The following is an 18,546-nucleotide window of genomic DNA, read 5'->3' on the forward strand; positions in this document are numbered from 1 at the left end:
CATCCTCCTTTGGTCAGTTACGATCTCCAGCCCGGCCGCGCCGGCCGACTCCTGATCGGCGGCGCGCCCGAGGGTCATGACGCCCGCATTTTGGCGGAGCTTGCGCAGAAGGCCGGCGGCTATGGCCTACTGCATGTGGCGTTGGACGACACGCGCTGCGCCCTGCTGGCGGAGGCGCTGGCCTTCTTCGCGCCGAAGCTGGAGGTGCTGACCTTCCCGGCCTGGGACTGCCTGCCCTATGACCGGGTGTCGCCCAACGGCGGCATCGTCGCCCGCCGCATCGACACGCTGACCCGGCTGATCGCCCGGCGCGACGCGGCATCCAACCGCGACGGTCTGGCGCCGCTGATCGTGCTGACCACGGTCAACGCCGTGGTGCAGAAGGTGCCGCCGCGCAGCGCCTTCAAGAACGCGGTGTTCTCCGCCAAGCTGCGTGACCGGATCGACCTGGAGAAGCTGCAACGCTACCTCGCCGGCAACGGCTATACCCGCGCCCAGACGGTGCGGGAGCCCGGCGAGTTCGCCGTGCGCGGCGGCATCGTCGACCTGTTCCCGCCCGGCAGCGAGGAGCCGCTGCGCCTCGACCTGTTCGGCGACGAGCTGGAAGGCGTGCGCGCCTTCGATCCGATGACCCAGCGCACCACCGACAAGCGGGACAGCGTCGAGCTGAAGCCGATGTCGGAGGTCTTCCTCGACGACGCCGGGATCGCCCGTTTCCGCTCCGGCTACCGCGAGCTGTTCGGTGCGGTGACCGACGACGATCCGCTCTACGAGGCGATCTCGGCCGGGCGCAGCTATGGCGGGATGGAGCATTGGCTGCCGCTGTTCCATGAGAGCATGGACACGGTGCTGGACTATCTGCCGCGCGGCATCGTCAGCCTGGACCATCAGGCCAGCGAGGCGCGCGACGCCCGCATCGCCCAGGTGGTGGATTTCCACGCCTCGCGCGACGGCATGATGACCATCGAGAAGCGGGCGGGCTCGCCGGTCTACAAGCCGGTGCCGGTCGCCTCGATGTTCCTCGACGGGATCGGCTGGGACGCGCTGCTGGCGGAGCGCGCGGTGGCGCAGCTCCAGATCTTCTCGACGCCGCCCGGCATCAAGGGCACGGTCGATGCCGGCGGCAAGCGCGGCCACGACTTCGCCGAGGAGCGCAACCGCCCCGACGTGAACGTCTTCGACGCGGTGAAGGACCATATCCGCAGCTTGCGCGCCGACGGGCGCCGTGTGCTGATCGCCGGATATTCCGCCGGGTCGCGCGACCGACTGTCCAATGTGCTGGCCGACCACGGCATCCCCGGCCTGGAGCCGGCGGAGAGCATGGAGGATGTCCGCCGTTTCGACCGCGGCATCATCGGCACCATCGTGCTGGGGATGGAGCATGGCTTCACCTCCGCCGACCTCGCCGTCATCACCGAGCAGGACATCCTCGGCGACCGTCTGGTCCGCCCGCAGAAGAAGAAGCGCAAGGCCGCCAACTTCATCGCCGAGCATTCGGCCCTGCATGAGGGCGACATCGTCGTCCACATGGACCACGGCATCGGCCGCTACGATGGGCTGGAGACGCTGGAGGTCACCGGCGCGCCGCACGACTGCCTGCGCCTGATCTACGAGGGCGGCGACAAGCTCTACGTCCCGGTCGAGAACATCGAGGTGCTGTCGCGCTACGGCTCGGAAGACGCCAACGTCCAGCTCGACAAGCTGGGCGGCGCCGGCTGGCAGGGCCGCAAGGCGCGGGTCAAGAAGCGCCTGAAGGACATGGCGGAAGCCCTGCTGAAGATCGCGGCGGAGCGCATGCTGAAGAAGGCCGATCCGGTGCTGACCCCGGAGGGCGTCTATCAGGAGTTCGCCGCCCGCTTCCCCTATCCCGAGACCGACGACCAGCTGAAGGCCATCGAGGACATCTTCACCGACCTCGGCAGCGGCCGGCCGATGGACCGGCTGGTCTGCGGCGACGTCGGCTTCGGCAAGACCGAGGTGGCGCTGCGCGCTGCCTTCATGGTGGCGATGAGCGGCAAGCAGGTCGCCGTCGTGGTGCCGACCACCCTGCTCGCCCGCCAGCATTTCCGCACCTTCTCGACCCGCTTCAACGGGCTGCCGGTGCGCGTCGTGCAGCTGTCGCGCATGGTCACCGCGCGCGAACAGACGCTGGTCAAGAAGGAGCTGGCGGAGGGCACCGCCGACATCGTCGTCGGCACCCATGCCCTGCTCGCCAAGGGGCTCGACTTCAAGCGGCTCGGCATGGTGATCGTCGACGAGGAGCAGCATTTCGGCGTGAAGCAGAAGGAGCGGCTGAAGGAGCTGCGCGCCGACATCCATGTGCTGACCCTGACCGCCACGCCGATCCCGCGCACGCTCCAGATGGCGCTGTCCGGCGTGCGCGAGCTGTCGCTGATCGCGACCCCGCCGGTCGACCGTCTGGCGGTGCGCACCTTCGTCCTGCCCTATGACCCGGTGGTGATCCGCGAAGCGATCCTGCGCGAGCATTACCGCGGCGGCCAGAGCTTCTATGTCTGCCCACGGGTGGAGGATCTGGCGAAGGTGGCCGAGCGGGTGCGCGAGCTGGTGCCGGAGGTCAAGATCGTCACCGCCCATGGCCAGATGGCGGCCAGCGAGCTGGAAGACGTGATGACCGCCTTCGACGAGGGCAAGTTCGAGGTGCTGCTGGCGACCAACATCATCGAGAGCGGCCTGGACATTCCCAACGCCAACACGCTGATCGTCCACCGCGCCGACCTGTTCGGGCTGGCCCAGCTCTACCAGATCCGCGGCCGTGTCGGCCGGTCGAAGAAGCGCGGCTACGCCTATCTGACCTATGCGCCGAACAAGCCGCTGAGCGGCACCGCCCAGCAGCGCCTGCACGTCATCGAGACGCTGGATTCCTTGGGCGCCGGCTTCCAGCTCGCCAGCCACGACATGGACATCCGCGGCGCCGGCAATCTGCTGGGCGAGGAGCAGTCGGGTCAGGTGCGCGAGGTCGGCGTCGAGCTTTACCAGCAGATGCTGGAGGAGGCCGTCGCCAGCGCGCGGGCCTCGATGCAGGAGGGCGCGGTCGCCGCGGCGGCGGCGCAGGAGTGGGTGCCGCAGATCAACCTGGGCACGCCGGTGCTGATCCCGGAAAGCTACGTCCCCGACCTGACGGTGCGGCTGTCGCTCTACCGCCGCATCGCCGATCTGGTCGACCGGGCCGAGGTGGACGGCTTCGCCGCCGAGCTGATCGACCGCTTCGGCAAGCTGCCGGAGGAGGTCGAGAACCTGCTGGACGTCGTCACCGTCAAGCGCTGGTGCAAACAGGCCAACATCGACCGGGTCGATGCCGGTCCGAAGGGGCTGGTGCTGGCCTTCCACGACAATTTCTATGCCGAGCCCGCCAAGCTGCTGACCTACATCGCCCAGCATTTGACGCTGATGAAGCTGCGGCCCGACCACAAGCTGGTCTATGTCCGCGAATGGCCCGATCCGCAGGCCCGCGTGCGCAGCGTGCAGAAGCTGGTCAAGGATCTGGCGGAGATGGCGTCGGGCGGCGGTGTGCCGCGCGGCGAGACCCCACCGCCACCCCCTCCACCGCCGCCGCCGAAGCCGACCGGGGCCAAGATCGCCTCGCGCTTCGGCACGCCGTCGCGCTTCGGCCGTCCGACCGGGCGGCGCTGAGATGGATGACCTGATCCGCAACGCGCCGCTGGCCCGCCGTCTGGCCATCGGCGACCGGCGGGCGGTGGGCGACGCCCCGTCGGTCGCCGACGAGGTGGCGGCCGACCGCGGCAAGCTGGCGGAGCTGGTCGGCTGCCTGTTCGACCGCAACGCCAGCGTGCGCATGCGCGCCGCCGACGCGCTTGAGCGGGTGTCGCGCGGCAAAGCCGGCTGGCTCGACGCTTATGTCGAGCATCTGCTGACCGATGCCGTCGCCATCGAGCAGGCGGAGGTGCGCTGGCACATCGCCCAGATCGTGCCGCGCCTGACCATGACGGAGGAGCAGCGCCACCGCGCCGCCGTCCTGCTGGCCGACTGGTTCGAGAACAGCCCCAGCCGCATCGTCCAGACCAGCGCCTTGCAGGCGGTGGTCGATCTGGCCGAATCGGATGCCGGGCTGCGTGCCACCTCGGCGGAGATGCTGGGCCGCGCCATGCGCTCCGGCGTGCCGTCACTGGCCGCCCGCGCCCGCCGCATCCTGAAGCCATTCGAAGTGGACGAGGCGACGCTGACCGCCGCCCTGGTGCGCGAGCAGACAGGACTGACCCTGTCGATCCTGCCCGAGCGTCTGGCGGTGGCGCAGCTGCCGCCGGGCAGCGGCCTGCCGGACTGGCTCGACTGGACCGACCCGCTGGTCGGCGCCACCCGCACCGGCGAGGAGCTGTCGATCCTCTGCCGGGAGGAGCGGGTGCCCGAGGGGGTGAAGGCCGAACGCGGCTGGCGCGCCTTCCGGGTGGAGGGCGTGGTCGATTTCACCCTGTTCGGCATCCTGGCCCGCATCGCCGTGCCTCTGGCCCAGGCCCATCTGCCGATCTTCGCGATCTCCACCTACAACACCGACTATGTGCTGGTCCGCGCCGACGATCTGGACAAGGCCGCGGACGTGCTGGCGCTGACCTGCACGGTGAAGCGGTAGGGAGAGGTTGCCCTCCCCCGCCCCGGACCGGCCTTCGGGCGGCCAGGGGCGGGGGAAGGTCGATCAGGCGCCGCCGCCCTCCCGCTGGCTTTGCTCGGCGATCTCCTCGCGCTCGCCCATTTCTTCCCACTTCTTCTGGACCGGCTTGTCGGGATCGCCGGAGGCCTTGCCGGTTTCATCGACCAGCTTGTCCTCGATCCGCTGGGCGGCGTCGGACGGGGCATCGGACGTGCGGGAAGCGGGGCGGTCTTCGGTGGCCATGGCGGCGATCTCCGGATTTTTGCTGAACCCACGAACGGTTCCGACCTGATAACCGCGTGCCCGGCCCGCCGGTTCCGTTCCGTTTCAAAAATTGCATGTAGAAAAGAAATACAATTTTCCTGTTGCCCGGGCTTATTTATCACAGCGAAAGTGGGGTCATCGATCATCAACCCCCGCGCGTAGAGGTTTCGCCCATGAATGCGTCTCGCCTGTCGATTGTGGCGGCGGCCGGCCTGTTGCCGTTGACTTTGCTCGGCGCCTGCGCGCCGGCTCTGCCGACACCGGCCCCCACCAAGGAAGCGGTCTGGCTCGATCAGAACTGGAAGCCGGGCGAGCGCTATTGGTACCACCATGCCAGCCAGGGCACCTCGACCTTCCCGATCTCCTATGCCTGGTTCGTGGCGCTGGAGCAGCCCGACATCCGGGTCTTCGGCGAACCCAAAATGCTGGCGGACGAATCGTACCTCCAGCAGTTCGGTTTCATCCCCAGCCCGAAACGGCTGGGCGGAGCCACGGCACGGGATTACGGCTATGGCGCGGAGCCCGGTTCGGCCAAGGCCGTGCTGGCCGCCTACAACCAGTCGGAGGACGAGGTCAACCCGGACGGCCTGCCGGTCGGCTTCGCCCGCACCAAGGGCTATGTCGACCCGACGACCGGAAAGCCGCTTCCCGACCAGATCGGCCTGACCTGCGCCGCCTGCCACACCGGCCATATCGAGTATAACGGCGTCAGCCTGCGCATCGACGGCGCGCCGGCCGTCATCAACCTCGATGCGCTGACGGCGGCGCTGGGCTATTCGCTGGCCTACACCAAGGTGCTGCCCGGCCGGTTCGACCGCTTCGCCGACCGCGTGCTCGGCGTCAACCGCACCGCCGAGCAGACGGCCGCCCTGCGCGAGCAGTTCGAGCAGACGCTGACCACCCTGGAAACCCTGGCGAAGCGCGGCGCGGCGCAGAGCGGCAATCCGGCCGTCACCGAAGGCTTCAACCGTCTGGACGCGCTGACCCGCATCGGCAACACCGTCTTCACCAACGACCTGCTGAACGGCAAGGTGGAGTTCGACCCCTTCACCAACGTCGCCGCCATCACGGCGCCGGTGAAGTATCCGCACATCTGGAACGCGTCATGGTTCGACTGGGTGCAGTACGACGCCTCGATCATGCAGCCGATGGTGCGCAACGCCGGCGAGGCGATGGGCGTGGCGGCGCGGGTGAACCTGTCGAACCCGGATCGCAAGCTCTATGCCTCCTCCGTTCCGGTCGACAATCTCTACAGGATGGAGCAGCTGCTGGCCGGTCCCAACCCGCGGGCCCGCAAGCCGGACGGCAGCATGACCGGCTTCCAGGGACTGACCGCGCCGAAATGGCCGCAAGCCGTGCTCGGCACCGTCGATGAGGCCAAGCGGGCGCGCGGCGCCGGCCTGTATCAGGAGCTGTGCCAGGGCTGCCACCTGCCGCCGGTCGACACCCCCGCCTTCTGGGACGCGAAATACTGGACCAAGCCGAACGCCGCCAAGCAGAGCTATCTGAAGGTCACGCCGATCAATGTCGGCACCGACCCGGCCCAGGCCAACATTTTGCAGACCCGGACGGTGCAGTTGCCCGCCTTCCTGAAGGTCGATCCATCCAGCCTGTGCAACGGCAAGCCGGGCGAGCCGGTCACCAGGACCACATTCGCGGCGGCGCTGGGCTATGTCGTCCAGAAGACGGCCGAAGCCGCCTATGACGAGAACAAGGTGCCGCCCGCCAAGCGGGAGGAGATGAACGGCTTCCGTCCGAACTGCCTGCAGGCGGAAGGCGGCTACAAGGCCCGTCCGCTGGATGGCATCTGGGCCGCCGGACCCTACCTGCACAACGGCTCGGTCCCCACGCTCTACGACCTGCTGTCGCCGCTGGCGGAGCGGCCGAAGAGCTTCTGCCTCGGCCTGCGCAGCTTCGATCCGGTGAAGGTCGGCTACCGCACCGACTGCGCCGATGGCACCTTCACGCTGGACACCAAGATCCCCGGCAACACCAATGTCGGGCACCAGTTCGTCGGGTCCGGTGTCGCCGGCAGCGGCATCATCGGCCGCGGCCTGTCGGAACAGGAGCGTTGGGATCTGGTGGAATATCTAAAGACCCTGTAACGCCTGTCCCCCGCCGGCCCGGCCTCGCGACCGGGCCGGCGGTCAGTCCTCCGCATGCAGCGCGTCGGCCAGCCGTTGCGCCAGGGCCGCCGCCGCCGCCGGCTCGTAGGGTTCGGCGTGGCCGGACCCCCAGACCGGCCCCGGCCATGCCGGATCGCCGCGCGTCCGCCCGATCACATGGACGTGCAGTTGCGGCACCATGTTGCCGAGCGCCCCGACATTCATCTTGTCCGGCGCGAACAGCCGCTCCACCACGCGGGAGGCCAGCGCGATCTCCCGCATCAGAGTCGCCTGATCCCCGTCGTCCAGCCGGTGGATTTCCACCGCACCTTCGCGCATCGGCACCAGGATCAGCCAGGGCCACAGCCGGTTGTTCATCAGCAGAACCCGGCAAAGCTCCAGATCGGTCACATGAAGTGTGTCGGCCTGTAGCCGTTCGTTAAGGGAAAACATGCTTCACTCCTCTCTGGCACTGACCTGAAGCATCATCCGGAATATTCCGGAGGCTGCCCTGTTGTAGCCGGCAGTGGCGGGCCAACCGCGAAGCTTGTATAGAAGGCCGTGCGCGCCGGCCATACGGCACGAGCGGCTTTCGTTGGACGTTTATAGAGTTCGGTCCGAGGCAATGGTCGGGGCGGCAATGATCCCCTTGCGCCATTTCCGCGGGCCTTATCCATGTTTTCCGGTGCGGCGAGCGAGAACGACCCACATGCGCAAATCGGCCTTTGCGGTTCTGATCCTGGTGATCCTCGGCAACATCGCCTTCTGGGCGCTGTGGAACCGTCCGGTGGACGAGCGGTCCTGGGCAGGCGCCATCACCGGCGTCGCCTATACCCCCTTCCATTCGGACAAGAGCCCGTCGAAGGGCGACAAGGCGTCCGCCGACGACATCGAAAAGGACATGACGGCGCTGGAAGGTGCTGTAAAGGCCGTCAGAACCTATTCGACCACCGACGGCTCGGAAATGGTCGCGGCCATCGCCGCCAAGCACGGCCTGCCGGTGACCGCCGGCGCCTGGACCGCCGGCAAGCCGGAAATCGACGAGCCTGAACTGGCCGGCCTGATCAAGCTCGCCCGCGCCAACAGCAACGTCCGCCGCGTGCTGGTCGGCAACGAGGCGATCCTGCGCGCCGACCTGACGGTCGCGCAGGCCATCGAGTACGTCAAGCGGGTGAAGAAGAAGGTCAATGTCCCGGTCTCCATCGCCGAGCCGTGGCACGTCTGGCTGAAGAACCCCGAACTGGCCGACGCGGTGGACTTCCTCGCCGTCCATCTGCTGCCCTACTGGGAAGGCGTGCCGGTCGACCAGTCGGTCGATTACGCCATGTTCCGCTACAACGAGCTGAAGGCGAAGTTCCCCAACAAGCACATCCTGATCGGCGAGATCGGCTGGCCGGCCGACGGCCCGTGGCGCCGCGGCGCCGAGGCGAGCCAGGTCAATCAGGCCAAGTTCATCCGCAACTTCCTGAACGTCGCCGCCCAGAACAAGCTCGACTACTTCATCATGGAGGCCTTCGACCAGCCCTGGAAGCGGGAGATCGAAGGCACGGCGGGCACCAGCTGGGGCCTGTGGGACTATCAGCGCAACCCGAAATTCCCGATGATCGGCGGGGTGAACGAGGTCCGCAACTGGGAGATCAAGTGCGCCACCGCCGTGGCGCTGGGCTTCCTGCCGCTGGTGTTCTTCCTGTGGCGCCGCGGCGACCTGAAGATCGGCGGCCAGATCTTCTACGGCGCGCTGATCCAGGCGGTCGCCTCCGTGCTGGTCTTCACCGTCAGCGCCGCCTCGGCCGCCGGGCTCGCGCTCACCACCGAGATCGCCTGGGGCCTGCTGATCTTCTGCCAGCTGGTGCTGTTCGCGGTCATGCTGATCGACGGCATGGAGCTGACCGAGGTCGTCTGGCAGCACAAGTTCAAGCGCAAGTTCATCCCCTGCTCCGCCGCCCCGCTGCCCAACGCGGCGAAGGTGTCGATCCATGTGCCCTGCTACAACGAACCGCCGCACATGGTCATGCAGACGCTGGACGCGCTGGCGAACCTCGACTACCCGAACTACGAAGTCCTGCTGCTGGACAACAACACCAAGGACCCGGCGGTCTGGCGTCCGATCGAGGAATATTGCAAGAAGCTGGGGCCGAAGTTCCGCTTCTTCCACCTCGACAACTGGCCGGGCTTCAAGGCCGGCGCGCTGAACTTCGGTCTGGCGCAGACCGCCCCGGATGCCGAGCACATCGCCGTCATCGACAGCGACTATCAGGTCCATCCCGACTGGCTGAAGGCGACCATCCCGCACTTCAACCGGCCGGAGGTCGGCTTCGTCCAGTCGCCGCAGGACTATCGCGAGTGGGAACACGACCTGTTCCAGCGCATGACCAACTGGGAATATGCCGGCTTCTTCCACATCGGCATGATCCAGCGCAACGAGCGCAACGCGATCATCCAGCACGGCACCATGACCATCATCCGCAAGTCGGCCCTGGAAAAGGTCGGCCGCTGGGGCGAATGGTGCATCACCGAGGACGCCGACCTCGGCCTGCGCCTGTTCGAGCATGGCTATGAGGCCGTCTACATGCCGGAGAGCTACGGCAAGGGCCTCGTGCCCGACAGCTTCTCCGCCTACAAGACGCAGCGCTTCCGCTGGGCCTATGGTGCGGTGCAGATCCTGAAGCATCATTGGCGCCAGCTCTCGCCCGTCGCCAAGGAGCTGACCGCCGGCCAGAAATACCACTTCATCACCGGCTGGCTGCCCTGGTTCGCCGACGCCGCCCACATGGTGTTCGGCATCGCCGGCATCCTGTGGTCCATCGGGCTGATGGCCTTCCCGAAATATTTCGAGTTCCCGCCCAACGTCTTCATGATCCCGACGCTCAGTGTCTTCGCCTTCAAGGTCGGCGCCTCGCTCTGGCTCTACGAGGCGCGGGTGAAGTGCGGCTTCTGGGACAAGGTGGGTGCTGCGGTGGCCGGCATGGCGCTGACCCACACGGTCGGCCGCGCCATGTGGCTCGGCATGTTCACCTCCGGCCGCCCCTTCGTCCGCACGCCGAAGTGCGAGAACCAGCCGGCGCTGATGCAGGCCTTCCTGATGGCTCGGGAAGAGCTGGTTCTTCTGGTGTCGCTGTGGGGTGCCGCACTCGCCATCGTCATGGTCTTCGGCCACGAGAACCGCGACGCCTTCATGTGGTCGGGCCTGCTGGTGGTGCAGTCGCTGCCCTATCTGGCCGCCTTCATCACCGCGCTGATCAACGTCTTCCCGACGCTGGGATTCGGCCGGAACAAGCCGCAACCGGCCGACAATGCGGTGGCCGGCGCCGGCGACTGATGGTCATAGGCCGGCGCTTCGGCTTGGAAGGAAGCGCCGGCTCTGCCAGACTTGATCGCCAGGGGGAACCAGTCCCGGGAGGCGGCTCATGTCCGGCAATCTCACCTCCGGGCGCGGCATCGGCCCGCCGGAATTCAGCGTCCGCACCACCGCGGGCGTCGAGCGGACCGGCAGCGCAACCGACCGCAACCACCGCCGCAACCCGCGGCGGGAACAGCAGGACCGCGAGCAGGAGCGGCGCGACCAGAGCCCGCCGAACCCGCAGCGCCGCCGCCTCTACGACCTGCTGTTCGATGAGGTCGACCAGTTCGACGGGCTGGACGACCGGCAGCGCAACCGGCTGAAGGACAGCCTCCGCAGCCATCTGTCCCGCCGCGCGCCCATCCCTCCAGCCGCGACACCGTCGGTCCCCCATGACGAAGAGGCGCTGGCCGAGGCCCTGCTGAAGGACCCGTCGGCGCCGATCCCGGTCGATCCCGAACACATCGTCCAGGCCGTCACCGCCGCCGCGCCGGAGCAGGATGCGGAAACCGCCCGGATGGCCGAACAGCTGCGCGACTGCCTCTCCCGCAACACCGACCGGGCGCGCAAGGTGGCGGTCTACCTGCATCTGCTGCTGACGCTGGAGGGCGCCTTCCGGCCGCATATGGTGGTGGACGTGTAGGCGGGGAGAGCCGCCGGCCGACATCCCCAAAGCAAAAAGCCCCGCCTTCCTTTCGGAAAGCAGGGCCTTTCGTCACACATGGCCGTTCGGCGTCACTCCGGGGTGGAGGCTTCGCCGTCGGCTTCCGGGGTGCCCATCATCGCATCGGCGACCAGACCGGCGTTGCCGCGGATCTTGGCCTCGATGGCGTCGGCCATCTCCGGGTTGTTGCGCAGGTAGGTCTTGGCGTTCTCACGGCCCTGGCCGATGCGAGTGCCGTCATAGCTGAACCACGCCCCCGACTTGTCCACCACGCCGGCCTGGATGCCGAGATCGAGCAGTTCGCCCACCTTCGACACGCCCTCGCCATACATGATGTCGAACTCGACCACGCGGAACGGCGGGGCCATCTTGTTCTTCACCACCTTGACGCGGGTCTGGTTGCCGACGACGGCGTCGCGGTCCTTGATCGCGCCGATGCGGCGGATGTCGAGACGGACCGAGGCGTAGAACTTCAGCGCGTTGCCGCCGGTCGTCGTCTCCGGGTTGCCGAACATCACGCCGATCTTCAGGCGGATCTGGTTGATGAAGATGACGAGGCAGTTCGACTTGGAGATCGAGCCGGTCAGCTTGCGCAGCGCCTGGCTCATCAGGCGGGCATGCAGGCCGACATGGCTGTCGCCCATCTCGCCTTCCAGTTCGGCGCGCGGCACCAGCGCCGCAACCGAGTCGACCACCAGCACGTCGATGGCGCCGGAGCGCACCAGCGTGTCGGCGATCTCCAACGCCTGCTCGCCGGCATCGGGCTGGGAGATCAGCAGATCGTCGACCTTGACGCCGAGCTTGCGGGCATAGGACGGGTCGAGCGCATGCTCGGCGTCGATGAACGCACAGGTGCCGCCGGCCTTCTGGGCCTGGGCGATGGCGTGCAGCGCCAGCGTGGTCTTGCCCGAGCTTTCCGGGCCGTAGATTTCGATGATGCGGCCCTTCGGCAGGCCGCCGATGCCCAGCGCGATGTCGAGCCCCAGGGAGCCGGTGGAAATGACCTCCGTCTCGACCAAGCTCTCCTTGGCGCCAAGCTTCATGATCGAGCCCTTGCCGAACGCGCGTTCGATCTGGCTCAGGGCGGCATCGAGCGCCTTCTGCTTGTCCATGGAATCCTTCTCGACCAAACGAAGCTGTGCGGACGACATGCCCGGTACCCCTCTCTTAGAACACACGGTCGGCGCTCTTGCAACGAGGCTGAATGTACTCTCTTCGTTCTTGTTTGCAAGGGGTGATGTTTCCTGTGCGTTCCTATTTTGCCGGGGTTGTCCGGGTCCGTTCCCGTCGGCGAATCCGCTCCTCGCCGTCCCTCTTCCAAGCCCCCTAACGCCCGTCGCGGATGACCTCCTTCACCTTGGAGGCCAGCTGCTTCAGCGAGAAGGGCTTGGGCAGGAAATGGGCGACCTCGACGCCGTCGATCTCGCCCAGCCGGTCCTCGGCATAGCCGGAGATGAAGATGACCCGCATCTCCGGGCGCAACCTGCGGACATGGCGGGCCAGCGTCGGGCCGTCCATCTGCGGCATCACCACGTCGGTGATCAGCAGGTCGATGGAGGCGCCGTTGGTCTCGATCTGCTGCAAGGCCGCCTCGCCGTTCTTGGCCTCCAGCACCTGATAGCCCTTGTTGCGCAGGGCGCGGGCGGAGAAGACGCGCACCGCGTCCTCGTCCTCCACCAGCAGGATGATGCCGGTGCCGGTCAGGTCGCTGCCGCGCCGCTCGCGCGGCTCCGCCGTGTCGACCGGACGCAGTTCGCCCTGGTGGTGGGGCAGCAGGATGGTGAAGGTGGTTCCCTCCCCCACCGCCGAATCGACCAGCACGAAGCCGCCGGTCTGCCGCACGATGCCGTAGACCGTCGACAGGCCGAGCCCGGTGCCCGACCCGACCTCCTTGGTCGTATAGAAGGGCTCGAAGATGCGCTGGAGATTCTCCCGCGCGATGCCGCAGCCGGTGTCGATCACCTCGATGGAGACGTAGCTGCCGGCCGGCACCGTCTCGTGCTCCCGCCGTTCCGGCTGGCTGACGACGTAGTTGGTGGTGTTGACGATCAGCTTGCCGCCGCCGGCCATGGCGTCGCGGGCATTGACCACCAGATTGATGATGACCTGCTCCAGCTGGTTCTGGTCGACCTTGACCAGACCCAGGTCGCGGCCATGGATCATCTTCAGCTCGATGTTCTCGCCGATCAGCCGGCGCAGCAGGTTCGCCAGCTCCGCCAGCACGTCGGTCACGTTGATGACGCGCGGCTGCAGGGTCTGCTGGCGCGAGAAGGCCAGCAGCTGCCGTACGAGGTTGGCGGCGCGGTTGGCGTTCTGCTTGATCTGCATGATGTCGCTGAAGGACTGGTCGCCCGGCTTGTGCCGCAGCAGCAGCAGGTCGCAGAAGCCGATCATCGCCGTCAGCAGGTTGTTGAAGTCGTGCGCCACGCCGCCGGCCAGCTGGCCGACCGCCTGCATCTTCTGCGACTGGGCGAACTGGGCCTCCAGGCTCTTGCGCTCGGTCATGTCGATGAAGTGCAGGATCAGGCCCACCCCATCTCCCCTGCCGCCATCCGCACGGCCATCGCCGCGTCCATCTCCACGGCCATCCGTCCGCACCGGGTTGGCGAGGCGCCGGGCATAGAGCTGGGCGGTCAGCTCGCGCCCGCCGGACAGCCGGACCTCCAGCGGGTGGGCCGGGTCGGCGCCGCCCTGCACCGCCCGCAGCCGGGCGATCACCGCCTCGCGCTCCACGGGAACGATCAGGTCGGCCATCGGGCGGTTGATGACGCTGCCGGTCTCGCTGCCGATCAGCGCCAGGAAGGCCTCGTTGCATTCGGTCAGCTGCCCGGTCTCGTCGACGAGCGCGATGCCGATGGGCGCATCCTCGAAGAAGCGCTGGAACCGCTGCTCGGACTGGCGCAGCGCCTCCTGCCACTCCCGTTCCGGGGACAGGTCGCGCACCACCGAGCGGGTGTGGATGGTGCCGTCGTCGGCATGCACCACGCTCTGCGCCACCGCGACCTGGAACCGCCGGCTGCCCAGACCCACCATGGTCAGCTCGCCGCGCTGCTCGCCGCCGCCATTGTCGAACAGGTCGTAGGGGGCGGCGGAAACCGGAGGGGCCGCCAGGATGCCGTGCAGCCGCGCCTCGCCGTCGGTCAAATCGCCGGGGGCCGCCTCCAGCCATTGCGCCAGGGTGGCGTTCACGAACAGGAAATGGCCGTTCTGATCGACCGAGAAGAAGCCGACCGGCGCATGCTCCATGAAGTCGGCGAGCTTGGCCTGCTCGCGCAGCATGACATGCTCCAGCTCTCGCCGGGCGGTGATGTCCTCGATCCGCCAGTGGACGGAGCCGGGGAATCCGGCAACCGGCTGGCCCTGCACCTTGCGCCATTCCGGCGGGTGGCCGTCCAGCGCCGGGATCGCCAGCTCGGCCGAGGCGGCGCCCCCTGCCCTCACCCGTTCGCGCAGGCGGCGGAATTCGCGCGCGCTGTCGGGGTCGCCGGAGAATTGGCGGGCCAGGGCGTCCAGCGGCCGTTCGCCGCGGCGCCAGCCCGCCAGCTCGCGGAAGGCGGCGTTGACGAACACCACATCGTCCGTTCCGTCGCAGACCAGCTGTCCGGCCGGCATCCCTTCCAGCGCACCGCCGAGAAGCGCACCGATGTGGGCCGACCGCCGCACCACCGACACGCTGCGGGCGATCAGCAGGGCCACGCCCAAGGCCACCAGCGCCGCCCCCAGCCAGCCGACCGCGTCGCGCTCCAACAGCAATCCGGCAGCCAGCACCAGCAGTCCGGCCGGCGCCAGCGCATATTGGACCAGCATCAAGACCCCGCCGGACGAAGCCTTGCGGTTCACAGCATTGCGCGCGCTGTCGGAAAGGGAAGTTGTGTCGTCCACCAATACTCCAAACCCCACACGGTCCGGCCGGGACATGCCCCGGTCCGCACTTGCCCGTTACACCACCTGCGATGGCCGGCCGATCCAGCCGATCCCGTCAACCATCACGGGGCCGGATCCGTTGCGCCCATATCGGTTGCACCCGGATCAGTTGCGCAGCGACCGCCCTTTCAGCTTGAAGACATAGGTGATGACTTCGGCGACCGCCCGATAATGCTCGGATGGCACTTCCGCGTCGATATCGCAAGCGGCATAGAGCGCACGGGCAAGGGGCGGGTTTTCTATGACCGGCACATTGTTCGATTCGGCGATCTCGCGAATCTTGAAGGCGACCTGGTCCACGCCCTTCGCCAGCACCATCGGCGCGCCCATCTGGTTGGGATCGTATTTCAGCGCAACCGCAAAGTGGGTCGGGTTGGTCACCACCACGTCGGCGTTCGGCACCGCGGCCATCATGCGCTTGCGCGCGCGTTCGAACCGGATCTGCCGGATGCGGCCCTTGACCACGGGGTCGCCTTCCTGCTGCTTGTGCTCGTCCTTCACCTCCTGCTTGGTCATCTTCATCTTCTTGTCGAACTGCTGCTTCTGCCACAGGAAGTCGCCGGCGGCGATGAAGGTCAGGACGACGAGGACCCAGACCAGCAGGCGATGGGCCAGACTGTCCACCTGCAACAGCATGGCGACGATGTCGATGCCGATATAGGCCTCGATGCCGCCGAACATCGGCACCAGCGCCATATAGGCGACGCCGCCGACCACCCCCAGCTTGACGATGCTCTTCAGCAGCTCCACGCCCTGGTTGGCCTTGAACATGTTCATCAGGCCGGGCAGCGGGTTCAATTTGCCGAATTTCGGCGAGATCAGTTCCCACGAGACGTGGAAGCCGGTCTGCCCGATGGTCGACAGGACGCCGGCCACCACGAACAGCAGGATGGGCAGCCACAGCGCCCACATGGTGTCACTCATCACCCGGAACAGCAGCGCGCCGACGCCGGCCCGGTCGAAGGTGATGCGGTCCAGGTTCTCGAAATAATAGTTCAGGCGGAAGACCAGCCCCTTCATCGTGCCGGGCAGGATGGAGACCAGCACCACCAGCATCGCCGCGACCATCAACCAGTTCGCGGCCTCGCGGGTCATCGCGAACTGGCCCTGCCTGTGGGCCTCGTCGAGCTTTTTTCCCGTCGGGTCTTCTGTTTTGGAGGACTCGTCAGCTTCTTCCGACACCGGCGTCCCCCTTCTACAGCGGCTTCAGGAATTCGATGAAGGTCGATTCGAAGCGCGACAGCCAGAACAGCATCATCGCCCCCAGCGTCAGGGCGAACATGAACAGGCCCAGCAGCACCTGGACCGAGGTGAAGAGCTGGAACACCTGCACCTGCGGCGCCAGCTTGTTCAGGAGCCCCAGCGCCAGCGCGAACAGGATGCCGGTGATCAGGAAGGGGGCGGCCATCTGCACCCCCATCATGAAGCTCTTCGACACCAGCTGCCCGATCACATTCGCCATGTCGTCGATTGGGATCGCCGCCCCGGGCGCGAAGGTGGAATAGCTGTCGACCACCGCCATGATCAGCAGATGGTGCAGGTCGGTGACGAACAGCAGAAGCAGTCCGAGCCACCCCATCAGCGAACCGGGCAGCGATCCGGCCGACGCCATCGCCGGGTTGAAGATCTGCGCGTTGGCCAGCCCGCTCTGCAGGCTGATGATGGTGCCGGCCACCTCCAGCGCGCCCATCAGCAGCCGGGCGATGGTGCCCATGAAGATGCCGATGGTCATCTCGCCGGCGGCCAGCACCAGCAGCTGGAACGGATTGCCCGGCATCGGCGGCAGCATCGGCCGGATCGCCGGCGCCGCCACCATGCTGACCACCAGCGCGAACAGCAGCCGCGCGCGGGTGGGAACGAAGGCGTCGCCGATGGTGGGCATCACGCTGAAGGCGGTGCCGACCCGCATGAAGACCAGCATCCAGACGAAGATCTGTTCGCCCAGCAGCTGTTGCAGGACGCTCATTGGCCCGCCGCGGCGGCGGTCGGGGCCGGGGCGGGCGTCACGCCGGTGCCGGGGGTGAAGGGCGCGCCGCCATTCTCGTTGGCGCCGACGCCGATGGCGACGATGCGGTCGGCGACCTCATGTTCGAAGAACTCGGTCAGCTTGCTCAGCATGAAGGGCATCAGCAGGATGCTGAGCCCGAAGACCAGCATCACCTTCGGCACCATGGCGATGGTCTGCTCGCTGATCTGGGTGACGGCCTGGAAGATGGAGATGACGGTGCCGAGCGCCATCATGATGACCAGAATCGGCCCGCACACGATCACCAGCGTGACGATCGAGGTGCGGCAAAGCTCGATGACTTCGGTCTCGTTCATAACTGCAAGCCGGGCATGACGGCGTCTGGGACCGGGCGCAGGCCGTCACATCGGCATGCGCAGGATTTCCTGATAGGCGTTCAGCACCTTGTCGCGCACGGCGGTGACGGTCTGCAGCGTCACCTCGGCGTTGGTCACCGCCTGGACGACGTCGCTGAGGTCGGCCTTGCCGACGGCGGCCAGCGCCGACATGTCCTCGCTCTTCTTCATGGTGCCGATGCTCTCCTTGGCCGCCTGCTCCAGCACGTCGCCGAAGGACGCGCCGTCGCGCGCGGCCATTCCGGGGCCGGTCGTCTTGGCGGCGGTGGTGGCATAGGCCGCGGCGGCGTTCAGCGGATTGATCATGGCGGCGGTTCCGGTCGGTCAGGAAGATTGGCGGGCGTGAGACGGCGAACCGTCAGGTGCGCAGGAGGTCGAGCGTGCGGGTCAGCATCTGGCGCGCGGTGTCGATGGCCGACAGGTTGGCTTCGTAGCTGCGCTGGGCCTCGCGCATGTCCATCGCCTCCACCACCGAATTGACGTTGGGCATCAGGACATAGCCGTCGGCGTCGGCCGACGGGTGCGACGGGTCGTACTTGCGCTGGAAATCGCTCTTGTCCACATCGACCTTGGCGACGCGGACCTTGTCGACGTCCATCGCCCGGTCCAGCTCGTTCTTGAAGATGACGGTCTTGCGGCGATAGGGCAGATCGCCCGGCGTCTCGGCGGTGGTGTTGGCGTTGGCCAGATTCTCCGAAATGACCTTCAGGCGCGTGCCCTGCGCCTTCATGCCCGAGGCGGACACCGCCATCGACTTGTAGAGATCCATCGCACCGCCTCCTCAAAGCCCGGCCGGAAAAACCGGCCGGAATGACGCTCAGCTGCCCGTGCGGATCGCCGACTTGATCATCGCCACCTGCTTCTTATACAGGTTCGTGATGGTCTGATAATCCATCGAACTCTGGCTCATCCGCATCATCTGGTCTTCCAGCACGACGTTGTTGCCGTCCGGCGCCGTCTCGTACGGGTCGCGCACCTTCTGTTCCTGGGACAGGCCGCCGGCGCCGCGGGTGCCGGCCAGATGGGACGCGTTGGTCGCCACCGGGGTCAGCCGCCGGCTGTCGCTCAGCGCGTCGCGGAAGCTGAAGGGCTTCAGGTCCCGGCTCTTGTATTCGGGCGTGTCGGCGTTGGCGATGTTCTGCGACAGGACTTCCTGGCGTTGGGTCAGCCAGTCCATCTTGCGCGACATCAGTTTGAAGAGTCCGAGATTTCCGAGGTCCATCGCCCTGATCCCGCCACCAAGACCGCCGCCGATCCCCGCCAG

15 protein-coding genes are annotated in these 18,546 nt (G+C 67.2%); 5 read left to right on the plus strand and 10 right to left on the minus strand.

Translation table 11 applies throughout. The annotated features are described in order from the left end of the window. Window positions 1-9: 9 nt before the first annotated feature. Entirely contained in the window at window positions 10-3,651 is a 3,642-nt protein-coding gene (gene mfd / locus CRT60_RS29870) for a transcription-repair coupling factor (protein ID WP_098740078.1), read from the plus strand. A gap of 1 nt (window position 3,652) precedes the next feature. After that, window positions 3,653-4,606: an ACT domain-containing protein gene (locus CRT60_RS29875; protein WP_098740079.1), complete on the plus strand. Its 954-nt coding sequence runs from the start codon at window positions 3,653-3,655 to the stop codon at window positions 4,604-4,606. A 63-nt stretch (window positions 4,607-4,669) separates the two neighbouring features. Here CRT60_RS29875 and CRT60_RS29880 read toward each other — a convergent pair whose 3' ends face one another. After that, on the minus strand, window positions 4,670-4,867 hold the full coding sequence (locus CRT60_RS29880) for a hypothetical protein (protein WP_098740080.1): 198 nt from the start codon (window positions 4,865-4,867) through the stop codon (window positions 4,670-4,672). Window positions 4,868-5,061: 194 nt separating this feature from the next. On the opposite strand from CRT60_RS29880, the gene CRT60_RS29885 reads away from it, so the two are divergent. Further along, entirely contained in the window at window positions 5,062-6,993 is a 1,932-nt protein-coding gene (locus CRT60_RS29885; protein ID WP_098740081.1) for a di-heme-cytochrome C peroxidase, read from the plus strand. A gap of 42 nt (window positions 6,994-7,035) precedes the next feature. On the opposite strand, the gene CRT60_RS29890 is transcribed toward CRT60_RS29885, so the two are convergent. Then, window positions 7,036-7,446 carry an HIT domain-containing protein gene (locus CRT60_RS29890; RefSeq protein WP_098740082.1) on the minus strand — a complete coding sequence of 137 codons (411 nt, stop codon included), beginning with the start codon at window positions 7,444-7,446 and terminating at the stop codon, window positions 7,036-7,038. A 256-nt stretch (window positions 7,447-7,702) separates the two neighbouring features. Between CRT60_RS29890 and CRT60_RS29895 the strand changes: the two genes are divergently transcribed. Continuing rightward, window positions 7,703-10,312, plus strand: coding sequence for a glycosyltransferase family 2 protein (locus CRT60_RS29895; RefSeq protein ID WP_098740083.1), 2,610 nt, complete (start codon window positions 7,703-7,705; stop codon window positions 10,310-10,312). Between the two features lie 88 nt (window positions 10,313-10,400). After that, window positions 10,401-10,976: a hypothetical protein gene (locus CRT60_RS29900; RefSeq protein WP_098740084.1), complete on the plus strand. Its 576-nt coding sequence runs from the start codon at window positions 10,401-10,403 to the stop codon at window positions 10,974-10,976. Between the two features lie 92 nt (window positions 10,977-11,068). On the opposite strand, the gene recA is transcribed toward CRT60_RS29900, so the two are convergent. From recA to flgB, 8 genes are all read right to left on the minus strand, one after another. Beyond that, on the minus strand, window positions 11,069-12,148 hold the full coding sequence (gene recA, locus CRT60_RS29905) for a recombinase RecA (RefSeq protein ID WP_098740085.1): 1,080 nt from the start codon (window positions 12,146-12,148) through the stop codon (window positions 11,069-11,071). Window positions 12,149-12,323: 175 nt separating this feature from the next. Then, window positions 12,324-14,879, minus strand: coding sequence for a hybrid sensor histidine kinase/response regulator (locus tag CRT60_RS29910; RefSeq protein ID WP_098740086.1), 2,556 nt, complete (start codon window positions 14,877-14,879; stop codon window positions 12,324-12,326). Between the two features lie 147 nt (window positions 14,880-15,026). Beyond that, a complete protein-coding gene (gene flhB, locus CRT60_RS29915) occupies window positions 15,027-16,103 on the minus strand; it encodes a flagellar biosynthesis protein FlhB (RefSeq protein ID WP_098740087.1) in 1,077 nt (358 codons plus the stop codon). A gap of 13 nt (window positions 16,104-16,116) precedes the next feature. Then, complete coding sequence (fliR, locus tag CRT60_RS29920; protein ID WP_098740088.1) at window positions 16,117-16,887, minus strand: flagellar biosynthetic protein FliR; 771 nt, start codon at window positions 16,885-16,887, stop codon at window positions 16,117-16,119. Beyond that, window positions 16,884-17,243: a flagellar biosynthetic protein FliQ gene (locus CRT60_RS29925; RefSeq protein ID WP_098740089.1), complete on the minus strand. Its 360-nt coding sequence runs from the start codon at window positions 17,241-17,243 to the stop codon at window positions 16,884-16,886. Before CRT60_RS29925 ends, fliR begins: the two co-directional genes overlap by 4 nt. Window positions 17,244-17,288: 45 nt before the next feature. After that, on the minus strand, window positions 17,289-17,588 hold the full coding sequence (gene fliE / locus CRT60_RS29930; RefSeq protein WP_098740090.1) for a flagellar hook-basal body complex protein FliE: 300 nt from the start codon (window positions 17,586-17,588) through the stop codon (window positions 17,289-17,291). A gap of 52 nt (window positions 17,589-17,640) precedes the next feature. Beyond that, on the minus strand, window positions 17,641-18,051 hold the full coding sequence (gene flgC, locus CRT60_RS29935) for a flagellar basal body rod protein FlgC (RefSeq protein WP_098740091.1): 411 nt from the start codon (window positions 18,049-18,051) through the stop codon (window positions 17,641-17,643). A 48-nt stretch (window positions 18,052-18,099) separates the two neighbouring features. Next, window positions 18,100-18,504, minus strand: coding sequence for a flagellar basal body rod protein FlgB (gene flgB, locus CRT60_RS29940; RefSeq protein WP_098740092.1), 405 nt, complete (start codon window positions 18,502-18,504; stop codon window positions 18,100-18,102). Between the last annotated feature and the right edge of the window lie 42 nt (window positions 18,505-18,546).

The sequence above is a fragment of the Azospirillum palustre genome (assembly GCF_002573965.1).
Classification (GTDB): Bacteria; Pseudomonadota; Alphaproteobacteria; order Azospirillales; family Azospirillaceae; genus Azospirillum; species Azospirillum palustre.

Bases quoted from the DNA above. Each gene is read 5' to 3' on its own strand.
- CRT60_RS29875 (WP_098740079.1), top strand. From the start codon at position 3,653: ATGGATGACCTGATCCGCAACGCGCCGCTGGCCCGCCGTCTGGCCATC.
- CRT60_RS29880 (WP_098740080.1), bottom strand. From the start codon at position 4,867: ATGGCCACCGAAGACCGCCCCGCTTCCCGCACGTCCGATGCCCCGTCC.
- CRT60_RS29885 (WP_098740081.1), top strand. From the start codon at position 5,062: ATGAATGCGTCTCGCCTGTCGATTGTGGCGGCGGCCGGCCTGTTGCCG.
- CRT60_RS29890 (WP_098740082.1), bottom strand. From the start codon at position 7,446: ATGTTTTCCCTTAACGAACGGCTACAGGCCGACACACTTCATGTGACC.
- CRT60_RS29895 (WP_098740083.1), top strand. From the start codon at position 7,703: ATGCGCAAATCGGCCTTTGCGGTTCTGATCCTGGTGATCCTCGGCAAC.
- CRT60_RS29900 (WP_098740084.1), top strand. From the start codon at position 10,401: ATGTCCGGCAATCTCACCTCCGGGCGCGGCATCGGCCCGCCGGAATTC.
- recA (WP_098740085.1), bottom strand. From the start codon at position 12,148: ATGTCGTCCGCACAGCTTCGTTTGGTCGAGAAGGATTCCATGGACAAG.
- fliR (WP_098740088.1), bottom strand. From the start codon at position 16,887: ATGAGCGTCCTGCAACAGCTGCTGGGCGAACAGATCTTCGTCTGGATG.
- CRT60_RS29925 (WP_098740089.1), bottom strand. From the start codon at position 17,243: ATGAACGAGACCGAAGTCATCGAGCTTTGCCGCACCTCGATCGTCACG.
- fliE (WP_098740090.1), bottom strand. From the start codon at position 17,588: ATGATCAATCCGCTGAACGCCGCCGCGGCCTATGCCACCACCGCCGCC.
- flgC (WP_098740091.1), bottom strand. From the start codon at position 18,051: ATGGATCTCTACAAGTCGATGGCGGTGTCCGCCTCGGGCATGAAGGCG.
- flgB (WP_098740092.1), bottom strand. From the start codon at position 18,504: ATGGACCTCGGAAATCTCGGACTCTTCAAACTGATGTCGCGCAAGATG.